The organism is uncultured Pseudoteredinibacter sp. (assembly GCF_947502065.1).
Classification (GTDB): domain Bacteria; phylum Pseudomonadota; class Gammaproteobacteria; order Pseudomonadales; family Cellvibrionaceae; genus Pseudoteredinibacter.
Genome location: NZ_CANMYE010000004.1, coordinates 417125 through 440586 on the forward strand (window position 1 = coordinate 417125; position 23462 = coordinate 440586).

Annotated in this window: 20 protein-coding genes; 10 read left to right on the top strand and 10 right to left on the bottom strand. The window is 49.2% G+C overall.

The genetic code is table 11. From position 1 onward, the window contains the following. Position 1: 1 nt before the first annotated feature. The 3 genes from Q1A41_RS13330 to radA form a co-directional block, all read right to left on the bottom strand. Positions 2-1744, bottom strand: coding sequence for an ATPase, T2SS/T4P/T4SS family (locus tag Q1A41_RS13330; RefSeq protein ID WP_299979825.1), 1743 nt, complete (start codon positions 1742-1744; stop codon positions 2-4). 89 nt (positions 1745-1833) lie between these two features. Continuing rightward, positions 1834-2427 (bottom strand): methyltransferase domain-containing protein, encoded by a 594-nt coding sequence (locus tag Q1A41_RS13335; RefSeq protein WP_299979827.1) that lies wholly within the window; start codon positions 2425-2427, stop codon positions 1834-1836. 275 nt (positions 2428-2702) lie between these two features. After that, positions 2703-4073 (bottom strand): DNA repair protein RadA, encoded by a 1371-nt coding sequence (radA, locus tag Q1A41_RS13340; protein ID WP_299979830.1) that lies wholly within the window; start codon positions 4071-4073, stop codon positions 2703-2705. Positions 4074-4215: 142 nt separating this feature from the next. On the opposite strand from radA, the gene Q1A41_RS13345 reads away from it, so the two are divergent. Together Q1A41_RS13345 and Q1A41_RS13350 are read left to right on the top strand one after the other, a co-directional pair. Next, entirely contained in the window at positions 4216-5349 is a 1134-nt protein-coding gene (locus Q1A41_RS13345) for a DnaT-like ssDNA-binding domain-containing protein (protein ID WP_299979833.1), read from the top strand. Further along, the gene (locus Q1A41_RS13350) at positions 5318-5929 is read left to right on the top strand and encodes a replication protein P (RefSeq protein ID WP_299979836.1); all 612 of its coding nucleotides are present in this window, start codon (positions 5318-5320) and stop codon (positions 5927-5929) included. The genes Q1A41_RS13345 and Q1A41_RS13350 overlap by 32 nt, the downstream gene beginning before the upstream one ends. A 27-nt stretch (positions 5930-5956) precedes the next feature. Here the strand turns inward: Q1A41_RS13350 and Q1A41_RS13355 are convergent, their stop codons facing one another. The 5 genes from Q1A41_RS13355 to Q1A41_RS13375 all read right to left on the bottom strand — a co-directional run bounded on the left by Q1A41_RS13355 (position 5957) and on the right by Q1A41_RS13375 (position 10419). Next, a complete protein-coding gene (locus Q1A41_RS13355; protein WP_299979839.1) occupies positions 5957-7219 on the bottom strand; it encodes a DSD1 family PLP-dependent enzyme in 1263 nt (420 codons plus the stop codon). 17 nt (positions 7220-7236) lie between these two features. Continuing rightward, the gene (locus Q1A41_RS13360) at positions 7237-8634 is read right to left on the bottom strand and encodes a D-arabinono-1,4-lactone oxidase (protein ID WP_299979842.1); all 1398 of its coding nucleotides are present in this window, start codon (positions 8632-8634) and stop codon (positions 7237-7239) included. 75 nt (positions 8635-8709) lie between these two features. Next, positions 8710-9114, bottom strand: coding sequence for a c-type cytochrome (locus Q1A41_RS13365; protein ID WP_299979845.1), 405 nt, complete (start codon positions 9112-9114; stop codon positions 8710-8712). Positions 9115-9272: 158 nt separating this feature from the next. After that, a complete protein-coding gene (locus Q1A41_RS13370) occupies positions 9273-9941 on the bottom strand; it encodes a TetR/AcrR family transcriptional regulator (RefSeq protein ID WP_299979848.1) in 669 nt (222 codons plus the stop codon). Between the two features lie 166 nt (positions 9942-10107). Then, complete coding sequence (locus Q1A41_RS13375) at positions 10108-10419, bottom strand: PilZ domain-containing protein (RefSeq protein WP_299979851.1); 312 nt, start codon at positions 10417-10419, stop codon at positions 10108-10110. A gap of 161 nt (positions 10420-10580) precedes the next feature. Here Q1A41_RS13375 and prmA point away from each other — a divergent pair, with 161 nt between their 5' ends. The 6 genes from prmA (at position 10581) to purD (ending at position 18630) form a co-directional block, all read left to right on the top strand. Next, on the top strand, positions 10581-11453 hold the full coding sequence (gene prmA, locus Q1A41_RS13380; protein WP_299979854.1) for a 50S ribosomal protein L11 methyltransferase: 873 nt from the start codon (positions 10581-10583) through the stop codon (positions 11451-11453). Positions 11454-11612: 159 nt separating this feature from the next. Further along, entirely contained in the window at positions 11613-13664 is a 2052-nt protein-coding gene (locus Q1A41_RS13385; protein ID WP_299979907.1) for a DUF3426 domain-containing protein, read from the top strand. Between the two features lie 414 nt (positions 13665-14078). After that, positions 14079-15104: a tRNA dihydrouridine synthase DusB gene (gene dusB, locus Q1A41_RS13390; RefSeq protein ID WP_299979857.1), complete on the top strand. Its 1026-nt coding sequence runs from the start codon at positions 14079-14081 to the stop codon at positions 15102-15104. Beyond that, positions 15101-15412 (top strand): DNA-binding transcriptional regulator Fis, encoded by a 312-nt coding sequence (gene fis, locus Q1A41_RS13395; protein ID WP_166849727.1) that lies wholly within the window; start codon positions 15101-15103, stop codon positions 15410-15412. Before dusB ends, fis begins: the two co-directional genes overlap by 4 nt. 81 nt (positions 15413-15493) lie before the next feature. Beyond that, the gene (purH, locus tag Q1A41_RS13400; protein ID WP_299979860.1) at positions 15494-17077 is read left to right on the top strand and encodes a bifunctional phosphoribosylaminoimidazolecarboxamide formyltransferase/IMP cyclohydrolase; all 1584 of its coding nucleotides are present in this window, start codon (positions 15494-15496) and stop codon (positions 17075-17077) included. 266 nt (positions 17078-17343) lie between these two features. Next, the gene (gene purD / locus Q1A41_RS13405; RefSeq protein WP_299979863.1) at positions 17344-18630 is read left to right on the top strand and encodes a phosphoribosylamine--glycine ligase; all 1287 of its coding nucleotides are present in this window, start codon (positions 17344-17346) and stop codon (positions 18628-18630) included. A 578-nt stretch (positions 18631-19208) separates the two neighbouring features. Here the strand turns inward: purD and Q1A41_RS13410 are convergent. Next, the gene (locus tag Q1A41_RS13410; protein WP_299979866.1) at positions 19209-20693 is read right to left on the bottom strand and encodes an AAA family ATPase; all 1485 of its coding nucleotides are present in this window, start codon (positions 20691-20693) and stop codon (positions 19209-19211) included. A gap of 120 nt (positions 20694-20813) precedes the next feature. On the opposite strand from Q1A41_RS13410, the gene coq7 reads away from it, so the two are divergent. Continuing rightward, on the top strand, positions 20814-21461 hold the full coding sequence (gene coq7, locus Q1A41_RS13415) for a 2-polyprenyl-3-methyl-6-methoxy-1,4-benzoquinone monooxygenase (protein ID WP_299979909.1): 648 nt from the start codon (positions 20814-20816) through the stop codon (positions 21459-21461). A gap of 321 nt (positions 21462-21782) precedes the next feature. Here coq7 and Q1A41_RS13420 read toward each other — a convergent pair whose 3' ends face one another. Further along, positions 21783-22208, bottom strand: a complete 426-nt coding sequence (locus Q1A41_RS13420; protein WP_299979868.1) for an OsmC family protein — start codon at positions 22206-22208, stop codon at positions 21783-21785. A 521-nt stretch (positions 22209-22729) separates the two neighbouring features. On the opposite strand from Q1A41_RS13420, the gene crp reads away from it, so the two are divergent. After that, entirely contained in the window at positions 22730-23365 is a 636-nt protein-coding gene (gene crp, locus Q1A41_RS13425; protein ID WP_299979871.1) for a cAMP-activated global transcriptional regulator CRP, read from the top strand. Positions 23366-23462: the final 97 nt, after the last annotated feature.

Below are 23462 nucleotides of genomic sequence, written 5' to 3' on the forward strand. Positions count from 1 at the left end.
CTTAACTACTCACCTCGGCGTCGACAGCACGCAACTCAGCCGCTTGGTCATCATCGCTTTGATCTTGGGTAACTCGCAGAACCTCTTCAAGCGAGGTCTCACCGGCGGCAACCTTGCGCAAGCCATCTTCATACAAGGTAATCATGCCTTGTTGGCGAGCTTCCTGGTGCAAGCGAGTCGCATCGGCACCATCCAAAATAGCGCGATGCATCTGGCTATCCATTACAAACAATTCATGAATAGCCGTTCGGCCTCGGTAACCGGTTTGCTTACAGCTTGGGCAGCCTTTGGCATGATAAATAGTATTTTCACCGACAGGCATAAAACGATCCAGGCCAGCCTCTGTTTTCGCTATAGCCGATAAATCCACAGGTTCACGGCACTCCTTACAAAGAGTTCGCACTAATCGCTGAGCTAATACACCATTTACCGAAGAAGTAATTAAGTAGCGCTCTACCCCCATATCCTCTAAACGAGTGATAGCACCGGCAGCGGTATTGGTGTGAAGGGTGGATAATACCAAGTGGCCGGTTAACGCTGATTGCACACCAATTTGAGCGGTTTCAGTATCACGCATCTCACCGATCATAATGATATCGGGGTCCTGACGCAGAATAGATCGCAAAGCGGCCGCAAAGGTTAGATCGATCTGGCTTTGCACTTGAATTTGATTAATACCACGCAGCTGATATTCCACCGGATCTTCAACGGTAATAATCTTTGCAGAAGCCGCATCCATAGAAGCCAATGAGGCGTAGAGCGTGGTGGTTTTACCTGAACCGGTTGGCCCTGTAACCAACAAAACGCCATGGGGCTTGGCCAGCAAATCCAAATAGACTTTTAAGGTATCTTCGCTAAAGCCCATACTTTGCAAGCTAAGCTGGATACTCTGGCGATCGAGTACACGCATCACGATACTTTCACCATGCACGGTCGGCGTGGTGGAAACACGTAAATCCAGTTCATGCCCTTTAACACGAGTCATGATTCGGCCATCTTGAGGCAGGCGGCGCTCGGCAATATTTAAACCGGCCAGCAACTTGATTCGCGAAGCAATAGCCGCCGATAAATCCGGCGAAGGCGGATCCGGCATATCCTGTAACACGCCATCAACGCGATAACGTAACTGCAGGCCATCATCAAAAGGCTCAATATGAATATCAGATGCACCTAGATCTAAGGCTTGGTGAATAATCTGATTAACTACCCGTATTACTGGGGCTTCACTGGCTAAATCTTTTAGATGCTCGATGAATTCATCGTCACCGATAAACGCTTCACCTTCATCATCGAGCTCGCCCTCTTCATCGCTCTGGCGATATTTGGCCAGCGCAACGTTAATATCGCTCTCAAGGCCAAACTCTATATTTACAGGTCGGCCTAAAGCCAGCTTCAAAGCCTTATTAATGAAAGGATCTTGCGGAACGGTCGCAGCGAAATCTACTTGGGAATCGCTACTACGAAAAGGCACAACAAGATTGTTGAGCAAAAACTCTTCAGCCAAGCCATCTAGGCGAATGGCTTCTTCAGGGTATTCTTCATTGCTAATGAGGCGCTTATTCAGCTGCTGCCCTAAGGCGGTCAGAAGATCCAATTCCGAGATTAAGCCCAAGCTAACCAATACTCGGCCAATATAACCGCCCATTTCCTCTTGGGCAGCCAAAGCCCTTTCGATATCTCGGCTAGAAACCTTGCCAGCAGTAACTAACTGCTGCCCGATCTTTTGTTGTTGGCTATCTTCCACAGAATCTTCTCAATCCATCATCTTTCTGGTCGTTTAGAATTTTGGGGCCTAAAGCCAGAAGCTTAGCCCAAAAGCCGTTTATGCCTTGATTATACAGTCTGGCGAAACAGCCATCTTCTTAAAGACATCAAAACTTTGCGTTTTATCCGTCCCAAAAAGCTACGCTTAGGTTTATAGAAAACCCCAACCGTATCCCCCCAGGCATGGCTACACTCAGCTTCATGGGGCTCCCAATCGGTAGTAGCCTCTTCTAAACACATACCGCCAAACTTTGCCAAGGCATGATAAGCATCAGGATAAAAGCGCCAGCAATCTTGCGGAAAGCGGTGCTCTGGCCCTCTGGAAGGCGCGATAAGCAGGATTTTACCACCCGGTTTCAGCGCACGAACCATCTCCATCCAGGTTTCCCAAAAGTATTCAATATGCTCAAAAGCCTGACCCGAAACAATCACATCAGCGCTTTCGGAGGCCAATGGCCAGCGATAAGGATTGTTCAATACAATATCAACATTAGGGCCTGCCTCAAGATCAATCCCCTTATACTGCCAATTGGGGTTATCAAAGATGGGCTTGTAGCTGCCGTTTACATCGTAACTGCCCAAATCGTAGATATTGAGCTTTTCGTCAGCGTTCAAATATTTTTCCGCAATACGCTTCATATGGTCATATGAGCTTATGTGCATCGATAACTCCTAAAAAATTCTCGCCTCAAGGTTCAATAAATTCCAAAGTTAAAAGGGCCAAAGCCGCACACACAAAGGAAAAATAGAGAAATAGAGGTCAAAACAGCACAACTTTCTGGGCACTGTAAACCAAACAAAAGCGCGCAGTATAAAGCACGCCCCAGGGTATTGATACTCAGGCTTGGGATTCTCTCCCTGAATACCGTTCTAGGCTGATAAAGCCCAGCATAAAAGGTATTAATGGTAGCTTGCGGCTGTATATGAAAACCTACCCATTAGGACTCCATCGCAGAGATCGCTTCTTGCAAAGTTTTCACCCCTAAGACCCGCAAACCTTCGATGGGCTCGGCGGGACAATTGGAAATCGGCACGATAGCTCGCTTAAAGCCGTGTTTTGCAGCCTCTCGCAAACGTTCTTGCCCACTGGGTACCGGGCGAATTTCACCAGATAAACCCACCTCGCCAAAAACCACCAAAGATCGATCCAGAGCACGGTTTCTAAAGCTTGAAATTACCGCCAGCAGCAATGCGAGATCGGCACTGGTTTCCATTACCCGCACACCGCCAACGACATTAATAAATACATCCTGATCGCCCACCATAATGCCACCATGGCGATGCAATACCGCCAATAGCATATTCAAGCGATTATGATCCAAGCCAACCGCTACACGGCGCGGATTAGCCTGATGGCTATCATCGACCAAAGCCTGAATCTCAACCAGCAGCGGACGCGTTCCTTCCCAAACGACAATAACCAGCGAGCCTGCGGCCGCCTCTTCACCACGCTGTAAAAATATCGCCGAAGGGTTACTGACTTCTTTCAAACCCTGCTCAGTCATAGCGAAAACGCCCAACTCATTGACAGCACCAAAGCGGTTTTTATTGCCTCGCATGGTTCTAAAACGGCTATCATGCCCACCCTCTAGCAGCACCGAGCAATCAATCATATGTTCCAGCACCTTAGGGCCAGCTAGACTGCCATCTTTGGTAACATGTCCCACCAAGATCAGCACCGTGCCGCTCTGTTTAGCAAAGCGCGTCAAATAGGCCGCGCTCTCGCGAACCTGAGAGACACTGCCCGGCGCCGATGAAATATCCGCCAGGTGCATCACCTGAATAGAATCCACCACCATCACGCTAGGCTTAAGATTTTGCGCCGCAGTACATACTGCCTCCACACTGGTTTCTGAAAGCATCTTTAATCTGTCAGTAGGCAGCCCCAAGCGCTTGGCACGCATGGCCACCTGCTGCAAAGACTCTTCACCCGTGACATACAAAGCTTCCTTCTGAGCGGCCAAAAAGCACATGGTTTGCAGCAATAAGGTCGACTTACCCGCCCCCGGGTGACCGCCGATCAGTACCACCGAGCCTGGCACCAAACCACCACCTAAAACCCGGTCAAACTCTCCTGTGCCAGAGCTGAAACGCGGCACATCTTGCAGATCAATATCCGCGAGCGTTTTTACGCCACCCCCAGCAGCCCCCGCATAACCTTCAAACTTGGCCGCTCTATTACTAGGCGTTGGGCCAAGCTTTACTTCGCTTAAGCTATTCCAGGCACCACAATCTGTGCACTGCCCCTGCCATTTGCGGTAATCAGAGCCACAGTCATTACATACATATGCGGTTTTTGTCTTGGCCACCCACTGGCTCCTTTACTGTTTTACTGGCGCGCAGTATACCTTAGTTCGCCACAACTACCCGCCAGCCAAAAGCCAATAAGCCACCTAAAATACCCCCACATTTTCCCAAGCTTAGCCCGCCAATCAATGGTAATATCGCCCCATGACTTCCCCATTTGACCAAGAACGAATTTTAGCGCTCTCGCCCAGCCTTGCGGCCACTATTGGCCTAGAAGAAGCTTGCTTGTTTGCGGTATTGACCGAGCTCGCCGATATCCGCGAGCCTGCCCAACAGCAATTTTGGCTATTCAAGCAAAGCGATCAAGAAAAGCGCCTGCCTTTCTTTAATGAGCTTGATATCGAGCGAGTAAGCAAAAGCTTGGCGGCCAAAGGCTTAATTCACATAGCCTCGGCGCCATTTCAGCAAACTCAGCAACTGTTATTTAGCTTTACCGAGCAGCCTGTCGCACCCGCCGAGAGCAGCCCACGCCGCCAAGGCCTGCCCATCGTTTCCAGCCATTTAAAGAATCAAGTGAGCAAAGCTCAACCCGGTGCCACCTTGATTCCTCCCAATTGGCAACCCGATATGGAAACCTTGCAGCGCCTACGCCAAATGAATGTCGAAGAGGCTTTTGCCAAAGCCCAGGTGGCTGAATTTGTAACGTTTTGGCGTGACAGTGGCGAGTCGCATAAATCTTGGAGCTCAAAGTTTATTAACCGCGTTATTCACAAATGGCGCGAGCGCGAAACCTTTACCCATCAAAGGGATCAAATGCGCCCCATCGACTTCAATTGGCGCCCTAGCCATGAAGCCATGGAGATGATGATTAAACATGCGGGCATTACCCCACAGTTTGTGGAAGATGCCATCCCCGAGTTTATTCTTTACTGGCATGAAAAAGGCACCAGTGCAGATACTTGGAATACCAAATTTATTCAGCATGTACGACGCCAGTGGGCGCGCTTCCAGTCTTCGGTTGCTAACGATGCCAACCCGCATATTATCCCAGACAACTGGCAGGCCAGTGCCGATGTTTATGACATCTTGCGCATGGCTAACATTGATATGAATTTTGCCCAGCAGCAGCTGCCAGAATTTATTCTCTACTGGAAAGAAACCAAGCAAGCACACAGCTCTTGGAATACCAAATTTTTGCAACACGTAAAATACCACTGGGCCCAGCAACATAAGTTGCAACAAAAGGCCGTAGTAGCCAATAATAACGGCAGCAATCAGCAGCCACGCAGCACGAGAGAGCGCAGCCTTGTCGAAGACCTCACTGACACATCCTGGTAACGCCAACAGCGAAGAAGTACTAGCTCGCAAGGAAACCATCAATCAGGTTTTCAGCTTGTTTCGCATCAATTACCACAATCAATACCACAGTGCTTTTGGTAGCGATGAGCTACTCGGTCAAGCCAAACGCCTGTGGCTGGATGGTTTACAGCGCTTCGATAATGAAACCATCTTGCGTGGCGCTAAGCGGGTAATGGAAACCTCCGATTACCTACCCACATTAAACAAAATGATTCGCGCCTGTGAAGGTGAACCAGCTCAGCATGGACTTCCAGCGCCCTATAGCGCTTACCAAGAAGCTTGCGGTGCCCCAAGCCCTAAAGCCGAAGCCAATTGGAGCCACCCTGCTGTTTACCTAGCGGGTAAAGAAGCCGGCTGGTTTATGCTGGCCAGCAATGCTGAGAAAACAGCCTTCCCGATTTTTAAACAATGCTACGAGAAATATTGCGAGCAGGTATTGGCCGGCAATAAGCTCAGCATGCCAGAAATTAAAGCATTGCCAGAAGATATCGGCGAGCCGCTTTCTAAAGAAGAAAACCAAAAGCGCATGGCTGATCTGCGTTCGCAATTGGATTTATAGCCCCCAAACAGAGAAAGCAGCAGAGTTTTAAACCTGCTGCTGAAACACCGGCCAACGTTCGCTTAGTTCGCCATTTTCCATAACCGCAATATCACCAAATTGCAAAAACACAAACTCACTTTGTGTTGGCCTTAAAAACACCCAATCATCCGCCGCCAGCTCTACTGAGCGTGAGCCGTTAAGCATCTCTTGATTAGTAGAGCGACCAAACACAGGGTTTGTACTCAAGCCAGCAGGCGATTCGGTTTTTGCCTTCCAGTAACCGCCATAGGTGAAGAAACTACGCTCACGATTGGGATTCCACCAAGCCATCAGTTTACCCAGCGCTGCCACACCTGGTAGCTCTGTGTTCGGCAAGGCCTTAATCACCGGTGTCGCAATAAAAGATGCCGCCACATGATCGGCCAAGCTAGGCATATCAAAATCCGTAGGCTTTACTAAACAGGAACCCGCAGCCAGTTCATTGTGAGGGAATTCACCTTCATCATAAAGTTGATAAGTCGGGCTTCCCGCCGCGTTTAGCGTCCAGCTAGAATCTAAAGCCCCAAAGAACTGTACCGCAACATCTAAATATTTCTGATACTCAGTCATCGCCTTATCACGATGGGATAAGACATCGCCCGGCAGCTTAACCACATGGGGCTCATAGCCCATCAAACCGGAAAAGCTCAACAAAGCGCTATTTTTGATCAACGCCAACATCTCCAAAAGATCATCGGTATTGCTCACACCACCACGATGCAAGCCCACATCAATCTCGATATTGATGCGCATTTTGCGCCCCAAGCGCTCGGCCAAGGCCGAATACTGCTTTAGCCTTTCAGGGCTATCGATAAGCCACTGCAATTGCACATCGGGGTTAAACTCACCTTGCAATTGGCGATAAAAATTCTTGGCTGCTGCCACCGGCATGGGCTTACCAAACAGCACATCCGATTCAGGAAAGGCCGCCGCCACTTGATTAGCAAATGGCTGATGAAAGAGCATTAAGCGATTGCTGCTGGCCTGCTCCATCACCTCTTTGAGCAAGTTAATAGACGGCAACGATTTGGCCACAATCCGAAAATGAAAGCGCCCATTGATATGCTTAAGTAGCGTTGCGATATTTTGTTTTAGTCTGGCCCGATCAATCACTAAACTGGGTTGAGACACATCAGCCTCCGCCAAATTGTGACTAAGCGCCTTAAAGTAATCGCTATGCGCCCCGCCATTATCCCTAGGCTTTAAAGCCGCGGCAGCAATACCCGCAGCCCCCAAGCCTAGCAGCATATTTCTTTTTGTTTTTTGCATATTGGCTTCCAGCTCTTTTAAGAAAAAACGCCTTTCAAATAGGGGTTTAGAAACTTACCCTGCGGATCAAGCTGCTGACGCAGGGCTTTAAAATCATTCCAACGAGGATACAACTGCGCTAAGTCGGCACCACTTAAAGTATTTAGCTTACCCCAGTGTGGACGGCCACCATATTTTTTCAAAATAGGCTCAACAGCCCCATACAAAGGTTTAAAATCTTCTTGGAAAAAACGATGCACTGCAATAGAGCAACTTTCACGACCACTAAAAGGGCTCAACCAGATATCATCAGATTTCACCACGCGCACTTCAAATGGGAAAAATACCTCAGGAAAGTTACTTTCTACTTCGGTACGAATCTCCTTAAAAGCCGCTACAAGATTTTCACGTGGCAAATGATATTCCATTTCATTAAAGCGCACATTACGCTCTTTGGCATAGTTTTCCCAAGAATTAGCCACCACCACTTCTTTATCGAGGCTACTCATATAAGAAGACAGAATCAGCTCACGAATCTTTGGCGACCAAGCTAGCCAATCACGTACACTTTTCAGCGTATTGGCGCCATCATTTTGATCAAGCTCTTCGGTGCGAGAAGACTCCTCATCGGTGATGTTATGAACATCGGTAAAACCCATGCCAGAAAAAGGAATATAGTAAAACTCGAAGTTTCGATTATTATCAGCCAGCTGATCCACCTGAGCGAGAATGTCCTCGATGGGCATCCACTCAGTTTCACGTCGCAAACGATAAAGCGGTTCATTGCGCATGCGAATTTGAGTCACAATCCCCAAGGAACCCAAGCCTACCTGGGCCGCCTTAAAAATATCGGCGTTATTTTCTGCACTGCAATCGATAAGCTCTCCATTTGCGGTAAGAAGCTGCAGACCTTCTACGTAGCTAGACATACACCCCAAGCCAGCGCCAGTCCCATGTGTTGCTGTAGAAATTGCACCGGCCAAACTTTGTTCGTCAATATCAGGCATATTAATCAGCGCCTGACCTCGCTCAGCAAGCGGCGCACCAATATCCCCCAAACGTGTTCCCGACCAAATAAGCGCAGTATTACTTTGCTCATCATGCTCAATAACACCGGCGAGGCGACTCAAAGAAATAATCGTATCGTCAGTAGGCACCAAGGGCATAAAGGAGTGACCGGCACCCACAGGGCGCACAATACCTGAAGCGGCCGTTACCAAGTCCTGCAATTCCGCCACTGTAGAAGGTGCCTTGCGCGCTGCGGGAAAACACTCTTGTGAACCCGACCAGTTACGCCAAGGAATTCTTCGCTTCTTTTTCGCTGTAGCGCTACCAGGACCGGAGGTCGCCGAAGCCGCCAAACTGATGGTTGGGTTCACAGCGGCCGTTGTCGCTGTCGCTACCAATGCACTTAAAAATTGACGTCGATTGGTCATTTTTAACCTTTTTATTTTTACCACATACCCGACCACATACTCAGATTCTTATCTACAAGCGGCCTGTTTTAGAAGTTACTTCGTTAGCGCGCCGGCGGCCATAAATTCAATCAAGGCTTCAAACTGCTCTGGCTCACAATCCATACACATGCCCAATGGAGGCATACCACCAACGCCATTGATGACATTATCTAATAAAGCGTCCATGCCTTTTGCCGCTCGAGGCTGCCAAGCTGCTATATCTCCAGTCTGCGGAATTGCTGGCGCTCTGGTACCGTGACATGCAATACAGCTGCGCTGATAAAGAGCCGCCAATTGCGGATCTTCGGGCAGCTGCCGGAAATTAACCTTGGCTTTCTGCTCGGCTGCAGGCTGGTCGGATTCGCTACAGGCCAGCAACCCCCCTGCCATCAAAACCATCAGAAGCAAGCTAAGCACTCGCGAACGCCAAGCCGCAATAATTAGATAAATAGCTTTCATAATTAGGCCCATTTAAGGATGCGTTTTTATTCTCTATTTTTCTTCCAGCTTAAATCCTAACCCAAGCAAGCACTTAAAGCTAGCTATAACTAACTTTTAAACCAAAGAAATAACCCACACCATTACAGGTATAAAACAATTTCAATAAAACAAGGAGTTTAGCTACCCTTGTAGCTCATCCGGCTGATCATATCGCGCCAATACAAAACGATGATTTTAGCCGCCTCTTCGATAGCAATATCTGCAGATGTGTCACTATCTTCGATGGACATTTCTACCGCCGTCATAGCAACCTCCATCGACATTCGGCTTTGCACGCCAATTCGCTCTTCATCATCAATTTCATAGAAAGCCTGCCACTGGCTCAACAACCATTGAGTCATGCGCTTATGCGACTGTAAGCGAACCTCCTGCAGTATCGGAATAGCTCTCATGGCAGAAAGCACGGGCAAGCTCGCTGGCTGCTCACGGGTGACGTCGTAGGTTTGCCGCACCAGGCCTTCAACCTCAACAAACAAGCGCTCTGGCTCGCTTGGGTCAAAATAGGTTTCATGCCATTCCACCAGTATTTGATTCTGCCGATCCATCAAGCGCGCACCCAATGCATAGAGCACAGCGTATTTATTCTTAAAATAGCGATACAGTGCCGGCACAGTTATGCCGGCCCGCTCAGCGATCAGATTGGTTGAAATCCGCTCCACCCCCAGCTCTACAAGAAGCTCACTGGCAGCATTCAAAATACCCTCATAGGTTTGCACAGCGCGCTGCTGCTGCGGTTTGTTTTTTTCCAATAAATCGGGTGGGACATGGGATTTTTTAAAGGGCACAGAAATACCTAGAAGCTAATAAAACGACAATCAAAGGAGAAGCTTAGCGATGCACCTATAGCTTGTCCACGGCACTTAAGTTGGGCCTAAGCCGGTAAGCTTGCACTTAGTGAGCCGCAGTTCACACTTTAGGCAATACCACGACACTTAGTTGCCAGAGCAGCAATTAAGCTTCTGTTTTTTTGAAGCGATCGGGCAAATCAAGACAGGCGGCCGATTTGTGAACTTTAAAGCCAGCCCCAGTTTCTTCGCAACGAACAATTTCCAAATTTAATAGCGCTTGCGGGCCGGCACTGCCTAACAACTGCCCTTGAATTACTGTGCCCATTGGCGGCAGAATCTCAGAGTCTAACAGCAAAAAAAGCCCATCATCAGAAACATCACGAGTATTGACCTCTTTCTCCCCAAAGCTGTCGTGATAGATCTTCATCCGGCAAAGAACTTTTACCCGGCACGAGGCGCGTTTTTCCTGTTCCATATCCGCAGTCCATTATTAGTATTCAGCCGATGCCATTACAGCGCTGGGCTTTATAGTGATGCTCAGTATAATAGCACCGCCCAATTTATATAAGGTGGCCCACTGTAGCCAAACAGTCGCTACGGTAATTCAACGCGAAACACCCCATACCGAGATCTATTATGCCCTGGTTACAATTTAAAATTGATTCCGATCGCAATCAAGCAGAAGCTATCGAAGACTTAATGTTGGCAACCGGAGCCGTATCGGTCACTCTGCAAGATAATGCAGACCAGCCCATATTGGAACCCGCACTAGGGGAAACTCCCTTGTGGCAAGAAACTCGTGTAACAGGCTTATATGAAGCAACTGTTGATACCGAAGCTATTGCAAAGAACTTCTCTCAGCAAAATGTTACTGGCCGCTGGGAGCAGCTAGAAGACAAAGACTGGGAACGGGAGTGGATGAAAAATTACCACCCCATTAAGTGTGCGGATAATTTTTGGATTTGCCCTAGCTGGATAGAGCCGCCAGAACCCGAAGCTATCAACCTGATGCTTGACCCGGGCCTAGCGTTCGGCACTGGTACCCACCCAACAACGTTTCTGTGCCTGCAGTGGCTGGCACAACAAGATATAGAAAAGCAAAGCGTTATCGATTATGGCTGCGGCTCAGGAATCCTAGCTATTGGCGCACTATTAAAGGGGGCTGATAGCGCGATTGGTGTGGATATTGATCCCCAAGCACTTATAGCAACCCGAGAAAACACCGAACGTAATCATCTTCCCAAAGATTCCATCACCGTATTTTTACCGAATAAATGCCCTCAAGAGCCTGCCGATCTAATGCTGGCCAACATCCTAGCTGGGCCATTGGCAGAGCTGGCGCCCAGCCTAAGCTCGCTGACCAAACTCGGTGGCAAACTTTGCCTATCTGGCATTCTACACAATCAAGCTGAAGTTGTGATGCAAGCCTATCGCCCTTGGTTTAACTTTGCTGAGCCGCAGCAGCGTGAAGAGTGGGTCTGCCTAACCGCAACTAAGGTTAAAGATTAAGTCGCCATTAGAGAGCTTGTGCAAACTCTGCGAACCACCAACATCATAGATAGTGGCTCAATCAGCACGGAGCCGCTACACTGTGGCCAGAAGGCCTGTTGATCGAACAGCAAGTTCAAACGGATAAGATCAGGAATAACAAGAAACATAGTGGATAATATGGTCACCCGCTGCCCAGCTTGCAGCACTGCGTTTAATGTTAACAGCCAGCAGCTCGCCAGCGCCAAAGGTGCTGTGCGCTGCGGTTCATGCCTGCAAGTTTTTAAAGCGATAGATCACCGCGTCAACGACGGTTTAATTCTCACCAATACAAGCGAAAGTCCCGAAACCAATATCGCTGTTGCGGATACGCCTGAGCAAACTGCAAGCCCCACCTCCTCTGAACTCAGCCATGACTCAGCCTTGGAAGACAATAAGGCGAGCGAAGCCACGGCTGTAGCAAGCTGGGACGACTACCCCAGGAGCGACGCTGCAGTACACAACTCGATAGGCTCTGATTTTCAGGAGCTTGCCAATGAAGACAACGAAGAAGATCCCTTCGAGCAAATCGACCAAAGTCTTGCTGAGCAGCTGGACCAAGAATTGGATGAGGCTTTCTCTGAAGGGCTCGATATAGAGCCTCCAGCCGCGCCACTCAATGAAACTACAATTAGCAACTTTGAAACACCCTTTGCAGCAGCGAGCGCCGAGGACACTAGTGCCTCTGAAGCAACTAAAGAGCCAATCGCTAACAATGATTTTTTCAATGAGCTTAGCCAACTGGCCGAGCAGAGTCTTGATGGAGATAAGTTAGAAACTGCAAGCTTTTCCCATGAAGACGATAACAGCAAACCAAGCATTGAAGCCGATTTAAGTGATTCAGCACAAGACAGCGACAATAGCGGCTCTAATGATACCGATAAGGAATTGTCACTCAGCTTTGATGATGAGCCCTTTGCAGAATTAACGGCAGCAGCCCCTGATCACAACGGTTTGAATACCGCCCCATTGAGCCGCGAATCTGAAGAAGAGCAAGCGCCCACTATCGAGCACAAACAAGAAACCCTCAATGGCGAACCCGATGAGATTCTTGCGCAGCCCATTGAAGATATCGCGGCCCCAACTTTGACAGCACAAGCGCCAGAGGAAGAAGAGGCGCGCTTTATTGATGACGATACCGAGCACTTTAAACAAAAGCCAGAAACCAGCCACCACCTGCCACAGGCCTTTGGTTCAGAACCTCAAGAGCAAGATGAAGATGGTTTAGATGAAAGCTGGGCTCTTGAAATGATGATGAAAGAGCTAGAGGCCGCTGAGCATAAAAGTGAGCAGTCCCAAATCGAGCAAGCACTAGACCGCAAACATCCAGCGGAGCCAGAATTACTTACCGAATCAGAAAGCCAAAGCGACCCTTTCTTTGCCCCTGAAGCCAGCCAGCTAGCTGACCAAGAACCACGTAAAGAGAGCGAATTTGACGAGTTAGACCTCAGTGACGAGCTCGAAGATGCGCTCAGTATGGATTCAATTAAGGTCGGTAGTCTTAGTCTTGCGCAAGACAGTGAATATCATCTTGAACAAGCCGAGACCGCTCACGACACAGCAATCGAGCCAAACTTTGAGGCCCCCACTGCAGAACAAGCGCCGCTAGGAACCGTTGATACCGCCACAATCCCTGCGGTAACGGAGGAAGAGCCCAGCAAAGCGGAAATGATCGACAGCATTGAGCCCGAGCCGCTGGAGATGGAGTTTCGCCAAGAAAAGCCCAGCTGGAATTGGCTTTGGGGGAGCGGCGCATTTCTTGCGATTATAGTTGCTATTGGGCAACTGGCTTGGCTTAAGTTTGATGATTTAAATCTACAACCACCCTATCGCGGATTCTATCAAACGGCTTGTAATTTTATCGGCTGCAGCTTGCCCCCACAGGTTGATTTAAGCAAACTGAAGGCCTCCAATTTAGTGGTACGTAGCCACCCAGAACAAGAGCAGGCCCTAGTAGTGGACATGGTGCTGCTGAACCTAGCCAATTTTGAACAAGAATTTCCGGACATCCAACTAAGCTTTAGCGACATCGACGGCAAAGCCATCGCAAGCCGCAGCTTCCGTCCCGCTGAGTATCTAGCCGGCGAGCTGGCCGGTGCCAGCATCATGCCTATTCAGCGCCCAATCCATCTATCCCTAGAGATAGTCGACCCAGGCGAGCAAGCCGTCAACTACAAAGTCAACGTTAAATAAGCAACAACAGCAGCCACATCGGTGGCGGTCAGAATCGGGGTCAGGTCCCACGGGTTCAGAATCGGGGTCAGATCCCTAGGGATCTGACCCCATCTCGAAGCCGAGATGTTTAAAAACCCCCAAGGCAAAGTGCAAGCCCACACTCCAGAAAATGAAAATTTAAGCGCCAGCTTTACCCAACCACCTTTGACCGATCAAAAAAACGGCAAATCGAACAAATTCCCACTTCCCTTAGCGGGGTCTCTACAGGTATCATATGCGCCCTTTTTCGGGACCTGGTGGAAAAATAAGCAGTTACCAGCATCATAACGATTGCCGGTAAGTGACTACTCACACCAAAACTGACCTGACACCTAAGATCATTGAAAAACAATGGCTTAGCGACGGTCTTGAACCAGCTTGCAGGAAAGACACTTGTTTCATATTGGCCCATACCAGATCCACAGCCCAGTTGTACTGGCGCCTATGGCTGGTATTACAGATCAGCCTTTTCGCCGCCTGTGTAAGCAGTTCGGTGCGGGCATGGTAACGGCCGAAATGCTGACTTCAGATACCAAGCTGTGGCATAGCCGCAAATCCCAACAGCGTATTATCGACAAAAACGAAGCCGAACCTCGTGCCGTACAAATCGCCGGTGCCGAACCAGCGATGCTGGCCCAAGCTGCACAAGCTTGCGTAGAGCATGGCGCACAGATCGTCGATATCAACATGGGTTGCCCAGCTAAAAAGGTCTGTAATAAAGCCGCCGGCTCCGCCCTTTTACGCGATGAAGCCCTGGTAACTGATATCCTGCAACAGGTAGTTGCCGCCGTAGATGTGCCGGTAACTCTAAAAATACGCACCGGCTGGTCACCCGAAGAGCGCAATGGCCTTAACGTCGCTCGCATAGCAGCAGATTCTGGCATCCAAGCCCTTACCGTGCATGGCCGCAGCCGTGCCTGTCGCTTTAAAGGCGAAGCCGAATACGACACCATTGCCGAAATAGTGCAAAGCATCCATATTCCTGTCATCGCCAACGGCGATATTACGAGCCCGCACAAAGCCAAACAGGTCTTAGACCACACTCAGGCCGCGGCAGTAATGGTAGGCCGAGGAGCCCAAGGGCGCCCTTGGATTTTCCAAGAAATTAACCACTATCTCCAAGAACAAAAAACCGCACCATTACCGAGTTTGGAAATCATACAAACCACGATTAGCCAGCATCTCGAGGCATTACATCAATACTATGGTGATTACCTCGGTTTGCGCATTGCCCGTAAACATATGGGCTGGTATCTGCAAACTTTGGCTGCGGATACTGTTAATACCCATATGGCAGATTTCGATTGGTCTGGCCTGCGCCAAACCTTTAACAAATTGGAAGACTGCCAACAACAACAGCATTATGTCGAACAACTGTTCGACGACTTAATCAAGACTATAGAGGAACAAGCCGCATGAATAGCGTAGAAACTTTCGCCACTGAAGCACCGGTTGCGAACACGCCTGTTGAGACTAATCAGCTGACCGACACCAGCCGTAACCAGTCTTTGCGTGACAGCGTTGAAATTGCGATGGAAAACTACTTCCGCAACTTGGAAGGCCAGAGTGTTACCGACGTATACGAGTTGGTAATGGCCGAAGTTGAAGCACCAATGCTAGAAGTGATCATGAAGCACACCCGCCACAACCAAACTAAAGCTGCACAAGTTTTGGGCCTAAACCGTGGCACTCTGCGTAAAAAGTTGAAGCAGTACGGCCTACTTTAAGTCGCGCTGAAAACGGATATAGAGACAGATAGAAACGATTTTTTAATCGATTCATTTTTCGATCACTAACAGGATCTACCCATGAGCTCTAGCAATGACCAAAACCTGGTTGCCGTAAAACGCGCACTGATCAGTGTGTCTGATAAATCAGGTATTGTTGAATTTGCCCAGCAGCTTAGCGCTATGGGCGTTGAGTTGCTTTCCACTGGCGGCACCTTCCGCTTGCTGCAAGAAAACAACATCGCAGTAACCGAAGTTTCGGATTACACCGGTTTTCCAGAAATGATGGATGGCCGTGTCAAAACTTTGCACCCGAAAGTACATGGCGGCATTTTAGCTCGTCGCGGCCAAGACGATAGCGTAATGGCTGAGCACGGCATTAATGCAATCGACATGGTTGTGGTAAACCTATACCCGTTCGAGCAAACCGTTGCTAAAGAAGGTTGTAGTTTGGAAGACGCTATCGAGAACATCGATATCGGCGGCCCAACCATGGTGCGCGCAGCTGCTAAAAATAATGCCTTTGTAAATATCGTGGTTAACGCCAGCGATTACGAAGCGATTATTGCGGAAATGCAAGCCAACGATGGCGCAACCAGCCAAGCAACTCGCTTTGATTTGGCCATTAAAGCTTATGAACACACCGCTGCTTATGACGGTGCCATCGCCAACTACTTCGGCCGCATGGTGCCTGGTGGTAACGATAAGTTTGCCCGCACGTTCAACAGTCAGTTTACTAAAGCTCAAGATATGCGTTACGGTGAAAACTCTCACCAAGACAGCGCCTTTTACGTTGAGAAAGATGCAGCGGCCGGCACCATTGCTAGCGCTGAGCAAATTCAAGGTAAAGAGCTTTCTTACAACAATATCGCCGATACCGATGCCGCACTGGAAACCGTTAAACTATTTGACGAGCCAGCCTGTGTGATCGTGAAGCACGCCAACCCTTGTGGTGTGAGCGTTGCGGCCGATATTAATACCGCCTACGAACTAGCCTTTGCGACCGATCCAGAATCGGCCTTTGGTGGCATTATCGCTTTCAACCGCGAGCTGGATGCAACAACCGCTTCGAATATCTGCGCCAAGCAGTTTGTGGAAGTGATTATTGCCCCAAGCATCAGCGCGGAGGCCAAAGCGGCTGTTGCTGAAAAGAAAAACGTTCGTTTGCTGGAGTGTGGAGCCTGGGGTGAAACAGCAGCAAGCTTCGATCTTAAGCGCGTAGCCGGTGGTTTATTAGTGCAAGATCGTGATCTAGGTATGGTAACGGCGAGTGACTTAAAAGTGGTCACCAAACGCGTACCAACTGAAGAAGAAATTCGCGATTTACTGTTCACTTGGAAAGTCGCCAAGATGGTGAAATCCAACGCGATTGTTTACGGCAAAAACGGCCAGACCATTGGTGTTGGCGCCGGCCAAATGAGCCGCGTAAACTCTGCACGTATCGCTGCCATTAAAGCTGAGCACGCGGGCCTAGAAGTAAAAGGCAGCTGCATGGCTTCCGATGCTTTCTTCCCATTCCGTGACGGTATTGATAATGCTGCCAAGGTTGGCATTAGCTGTGTGATACAGCCAGGTGGTTCGATTCGTGATGAAGAAGTGATTTCAGCCGCTGATGAAGCTGGGATGGCGATGGTGTTTACTTCAATGCGACACTTCCGCCATTAATGGTTTTTAAGGGCGCTTTTACAGCCCTGGCGGCGTTGCTTCGGTGCTCGGTTGGTCACGTACTATGCGTACGCTCCCGCCCTGCGCTCCGAGGCGCCTTGCCAGAACTGTAAAATCACTCCTTAAAATTCCATTAATAGATTAGTTAGGGGTCGGATCCCTTTGGGATCTGACCCCGGTAGATCTGCACGATTTACATTTAAACTTTCAGAGGCGATGTTGCCGCAAGCTTGGCTCATCCAACCTCTCACATCTGACGAAATATTATGAATATATTGGTGATCGGTTCAGGTGGGCGCGAGCATGCCTTGGCCTGGAAAGCGGCGCAAAGCGCTGATGTTGAAAAAGTTTTTGTTGCACCTGGTAATGCTGGCACAGAACTGGAAGACAAATTAGAAAACATCGCTATCGGCGTTGGTGATTTTAAAGCGCTAGCGGATTTTGCCGAGCAAAATAATGTTGGCTTAACCATCGTTGGCCCTGAAGCCCCACTGGTTGATGGCGTTGTCGATTACTTCGCCGAGCGTGGCCTTCGCTGCTTTGGCCCAAGCCAAGGCGCCGCACAGCTAGAAGGCTCGAAAGCTTTCACGAAAGACTTCTTAGCACGTCATGATATTCCTACCGCCGAATACCAAAACTTCACCGAAGTTGAGCCTGCTTTAGCTTACTTACGTGAAAAAGGTGCGCCGATTGTTGTTAAGGCCGATGGCCTTGCCGCTGGTAAAGGCGTCATTGTTGCTGAAACTCTTGAGCAAGCCGAAGACGCAGTAAAAGATATGCTATCTGGCAATGCATTCGGTGATGCAGGTTGTCGCGTAGTGATCGAAGAATTCCTAGACGGCGAAGAAGCTAGCTTTATCGTCATGGTTGACGGCAAAAACATTTTGCCAATGGCCACCAGCCAGGATCACAAGCGTGTTGGCGATGGTGATACCGGCCCGAACACTGGCGGCATGGGTGCTTACTCTCCGGCTCCTGTTGTGACTAGCGAAATTCACGATCGCATTATGGAGCAAGTGATTGTTCCTACCGTAGAAGGCATGGCTAAAGAAGGCAATGACTACACCGGTTTCTTATACGCCGGCTTGATGATCAACGCTGAAGGCCAGCCAAAAGTTATTGAATATAACTGCCGTTTTGGCGACCCTGAAACCCAACCAATTATGATCCGCTTACAATCTGATTTGGTCGATCTGTGTAATGCCGCGCTAGATAAGAAGCTAGATCAGGCCAGCGCCGATTGGGATAGCCGCGCCGCTATGGGTGTTGTACTCGCAGCTGGTGGTTACCCAGCAAGCTACAACAAAGGTGATGAGATTCACGGTCTAGAAAACAATGGCAGCGATATCGCCAAAGTTTTCCATGCAGGCACTGCCATGAAAGATGGCAAAGTCGTTACTGCTGGCGGTCGCGTACTTTGTGCAACCGCTTTAGGTAATAGCGTAAGCGAAGCCCAAGCCGAAGCTTACAAGCTAGTAAAAACCATCAGCTGGGAAGGCAGCTTCTATCGCAACGATATTGGCTACCGAGCCATCGCCCGCGAACAAAGCTAAGCCCAAACCAAACGCGGGGCGGGGTCAGAACCAATAGGTTCTGACCCCTTCTCGAAGCCGAGCTATCGATTAGCCCCCTACACCAATAGAATCCCACACCCTACAAACACTCGCCCCTATCAACACGGCAGCTTTCCAAAGACACAAAACAATTCTTCCAAAGCAAAGCAACACCACCAAGATCGTGCCCGCACAAGGGGTCAGAACCCCTGGGTTCTGACCCCGCTTCGAAGCCAAGTATCGATTAGGTCCCTACACCAATAGAATCCCACACCCTACAAACACTCGCCACAATCTACGCGGCAGAGTTTCAAAGACACAAAGTAATTCTTCCAAAGCAAAGCAACACCACCAAGATCGTGCCCGCACATGGGGTCAGAACCCCTGGGTTCTGACCCCGCTTCGAAGCCAAGCTATCGATTAGGTCCCTACACCAATAGAATCCCACACCCTACAAACACTCGTCACAATCAACGCGGCAGAGCTTCAAAGACACAAAGCAATTCTTCCAACGCAAGGCAACACCACCAAGATCGTGCCTGCACATGAGGTCAGAACCCGAGGGTTCTGACCCCGCTTTACGCTGGCACCGCCCTATCTTTCGCCCAACTTCTCAACGCTCCTACCTGTTCAGACATAGTCTGCGATAGCGGCACACTTACAGAAATCTCAGCCAACAATTGCTCAGAAGACAAGCTCGTTACATCGTGCTTATCAGCCCCCGCACTGTAACCGGCAGCAATAATCGCCTGCTCAATTTCTGCACCGGTGAAACCTTCGGTTGCTCGCAGTAATTCAGCCCAGTCCATATCGGTTTTATAGCCACGCTTAGCGAGATGTATTTCAAAAATTTTCTGGCGCGCTTGCGGCCCTGGTAAATCGACAAAAAAGATTTCATCAAAGCGACCTTTGCGCACCAGCTCAGCCGGCAGCGCACTAATATCATTACTGGTCGCAACAATAAAAACAGGCTTATCGCGCTCGGACATCCACGTAAGTAAAGTGCCCAGTACTCGCTTAGAAGTCCCGTGATCCTCACCACCTTGGGCCAAACCTTTTTCAATTTCATCTAACCACAATACGCAGGGACTCATATTGTCCGCCAGCGCTAATGATTCACGCAGGTTACGCTCTGTCTCACCAAAGTACTTGTTATACAGCGCCCCCATATCTAAACGCAGCAGCGGCAAATCCCACATGCCCGCAACAGCTTTTGCCGCCAAACTTTTGCCACCACCTTGCACACCTAACATCAACATGCCTTTGGGTGTATCTTTAGCATCTTTGCTGCCGGTTTTTAAAAAAGCTTGCTGACGCTGCTTGAGCCACAATTTTAAATTATCTAGGCCACCCACTTGGGCAAATTTCGCCGTTCGATACTCAAAGCTCAGCACTCCTTCCATATCCATCAAGGCAAACTTAGCGCGGTTCAATATTGGAATATCTTCTTCGGTAATCGCACCATCATCAGCAATAGCACCACGCACCAAGCGACGAATTTCTTGGTGCCCTAGGCCACGCACATTGGCCACCAGCATCTCTAAGGCTTTTTGATCGGCCTTAACGCGATCCGCACTTTGCTCAGCGGCCCACTTGCTGGCTTCTTCGCGAACAATGTTCATAACCTCTTCATCATTCGGTGGAATTAACTCTACTCTTGCACTGTAGCGAACCAATTCAGGCGGCAGCTCAATTTTGTGACTGAGAAAAACGAGGCAGTGCGCAACCGCCGCATGATTCAAGACGATATCTTTTAATAGGCGAATAATCTTGGGGCTTTCGCTAAAGAAAGGGTGGAAATCACACAGTACAAACAAGCCTGGTTTGGTGGAGGCTTTAATATGCTCCAACACCTTTTCTGGCTCGGCAGTATCCGAGCTCATATTTAGCTGCGGGCCAAAGGTTAAGCGCGCAAGGCCATCTGTTACTGACCAGCGATACACCGACTGCCGCCTAGCACGCGATTGCTCCAATATTTGATCTAAAGCGGTTTTCTCATCATAGCTTTCCAGCACCACCAGCGGTGGGCGGCTATCAAATACGGCTTTTAGATCTTCATTCATTTGCTTGCTTCCTAAACATACACAACCATTAGACGAGCGAAAGTATAACTGCTGATAGTTTTTATCTCTGCTTCAGGATACAGTAGAATGGTGTTTTTAAAAGCCAGTAGCGAGCAACTTATGAGCAGCCTACGCCGCCATAGCTTAGTAGATCAGCTGATCGGTCAAGCCGATCGCGCCCTGCGCACCCTAAGCCCCGACACCCAAGCCCATAGCCGCCCATCTCCCGCCACTGGGCAAGATGAAGCCGAGATGAGTGATTCCGAGCGTAAACATGCTGCAGGTTTGATGCGGGTGAACCACACTGGTGAAGTGATGGCGCAAGCCTTGTATCAAGGCCAAGCCCTAACCGCTAAGTTACCAGCGGTGCGCGAAGAGATGGAGCATGCCGCCGATGAAGAGATTGATCACCTAGCATGGTGTGAAGAACGTACCCGCCAACTGGGCAGCCACACCAGCTTGCTTAACCCAATGTGGTACGGCCTATCGTTCAGTATGGGGGCAACCGCCGGCTTAATCAGTGACAAAGTCAGCTTAGGCTTTGTTTCCGCTATTGAAGATCAGGTATGTGCGCATTTAGAAGAGCATTTAGAAGTACTGCCAGAGCAAGACAGCAAAAGCCGTGCGATCGTTGAGCAAATGCTGGAAGATGAGGCTAAGCACTCTCACGCCGCACTAGAGGCTGGCGGAATACGCTTCCCAGGCCCCATCAAACATGCCATGAGCCTAATGTCCAAGGCCATGACTAAAACCAGCTACCGCATCTAACCTCAGGCCGGGGTCAGAACCCTCGGCTTCTGACCCCACATCGAAGCCGAGATGTTTAAATCTATAAACCCCGCCCCCGAAACAAAGAAACGCAGTTTCGATCAAACACCACCATACCAAACACAAAGTGCCAACACCCGGGGTCAGAACCCTTGGGTTCTGACCCCACATCGGAGCCACGACCTTTCAGCCTAAAACACCAACCTCCGAAGCAAAGAAATGCGGCTTCGATCCGACACCACCATACCAAACGCAAAGTGCCAACACTCGGGGTCAGAACCCGTGGGTTCTGACCCCACATCGAAGCCGGGATGTTAGAACCTACTCCCCAAGCTCAACAATCTCATAAGAATGGGTCAACTCAACGCCCCCATTCGTTAACATAATCGAAGCCGAGCAATACTTTTCCGCGGACAACTCAACCGCTTTCTTCACCTGGCTTTCCTTCAGTTTTCTTCCACTCACCACAAACTTCAAATGAATTTTGGTATAAACCGCTGGCACCGCATCCGCACGCTCGCCTTCTACGAACACCTCACAATCTTCAACATCTTGTCGAGATTTCTGCAATATCCCTACTACGTCATAGCTTGAGCAACCGCCAACCGCCACCAACATAAGCTCCATTGGGCGCGCGCCTAAGTTTTGTCCGCCTTTGTCCTCTGGCCCATCCATTTGGATGGTGTGGCCTGTTCCCGTCGTGGCTACAAAATTTACATTTCCGCCCCATTTCACTTGTGCTTTCATGATATTCCTCAGACAAACAAAAGCTTAAGGTTACCATAAGCACCTAGGCGCTTTTTCCATTCCTTTAGGCTATGTCTCTATATCCTTATGCAGCAAAAGCTCTTCCATTGGGCAAATATTCAGCAACAATGAGTTTTACTAGCCTTGTCAGCGTATTTGGCGATATACGTCACAGCGTATACGACGAGGCGTAGCCATTTTACTCGTGCAGCTATCACAACTTGAACATGTGACAAGTCACAATTCATCGGATATTTGCCAAGTAAACAACTTAAAGTATGGATTCAGGGGAGTAATAACGCCATAATCGCTGTCTAATTTCGCCACGGTAGTTAGGATTTGTACCGTGGAATAAAAAAAACAAAAAACCTTTAATTTAGAACTATAAAGGCCCGGTCGAAAACGCGCCTGCAGAACCTGTAGTATTCAAGCTTGGTGGCACAGGCGCTGAATGGATCAGCAGAGTTGCGATGGATGCAGTAACGGGTCAGACGCAGAAGCGTAGATGCCAGGAGTCAACATTGAATAACGTTCCATTAACCCCGCATATTGAACATGTGGAAGAATTTTTAAGCTATTGCCACAGACGCCGGTACCCAGCGAAAAGTACCCTGATCTATGCGGGCGATAATAGTGACTCCCTGTATTACATTATTAGAGGCTCAGCCACCGTCGTTATTGAAGACGATGAAGGCCGCGAAATGATTGTTGCCTACCTTAACGAAGGTGACTTTATCGGTGAGATGGGCTTGTTTGAAGAAAACGATGCTCGCAGTGCTTGGGTTCGCGCCAAAACAGAATGCGAAGTTGCGGAAATCAGCTACTCCAAGTTCCGTGAAATTTCTGAAAACCATCCAGAATTTATTTACGCCCTTGGCCGTCAAATGGCTAAGCGCTTGCGTAACACCACTCGTAAAGTAGGCGATCTGGCTTTCTTAGATGTAACGGGCCGCGTTGCCCGCACGCTTTTGGATTTGAGCCAAGAGCCCGATGCCATGACCCACCCAGACGGGATGCAGATTAAAATCACTCGCCAAGAAATTGGCCGCATCGTCGGTTGTTCACGTGAGATGGTTGGCCGCGTATTAAAAACTTTAGAAGACCAAGGTTTGGTTTCCGTAAAAGGCAAAACCATGGTGGTATTTAATACCCGCTGATACTTAAATCAGGGTCAGAACCCAAGGGTTCTGACCCTAGTCGAAGCCGACGTCCCTACCAACGCCCCCCAGTAAAAAGAACTCCCTTCTAAACACT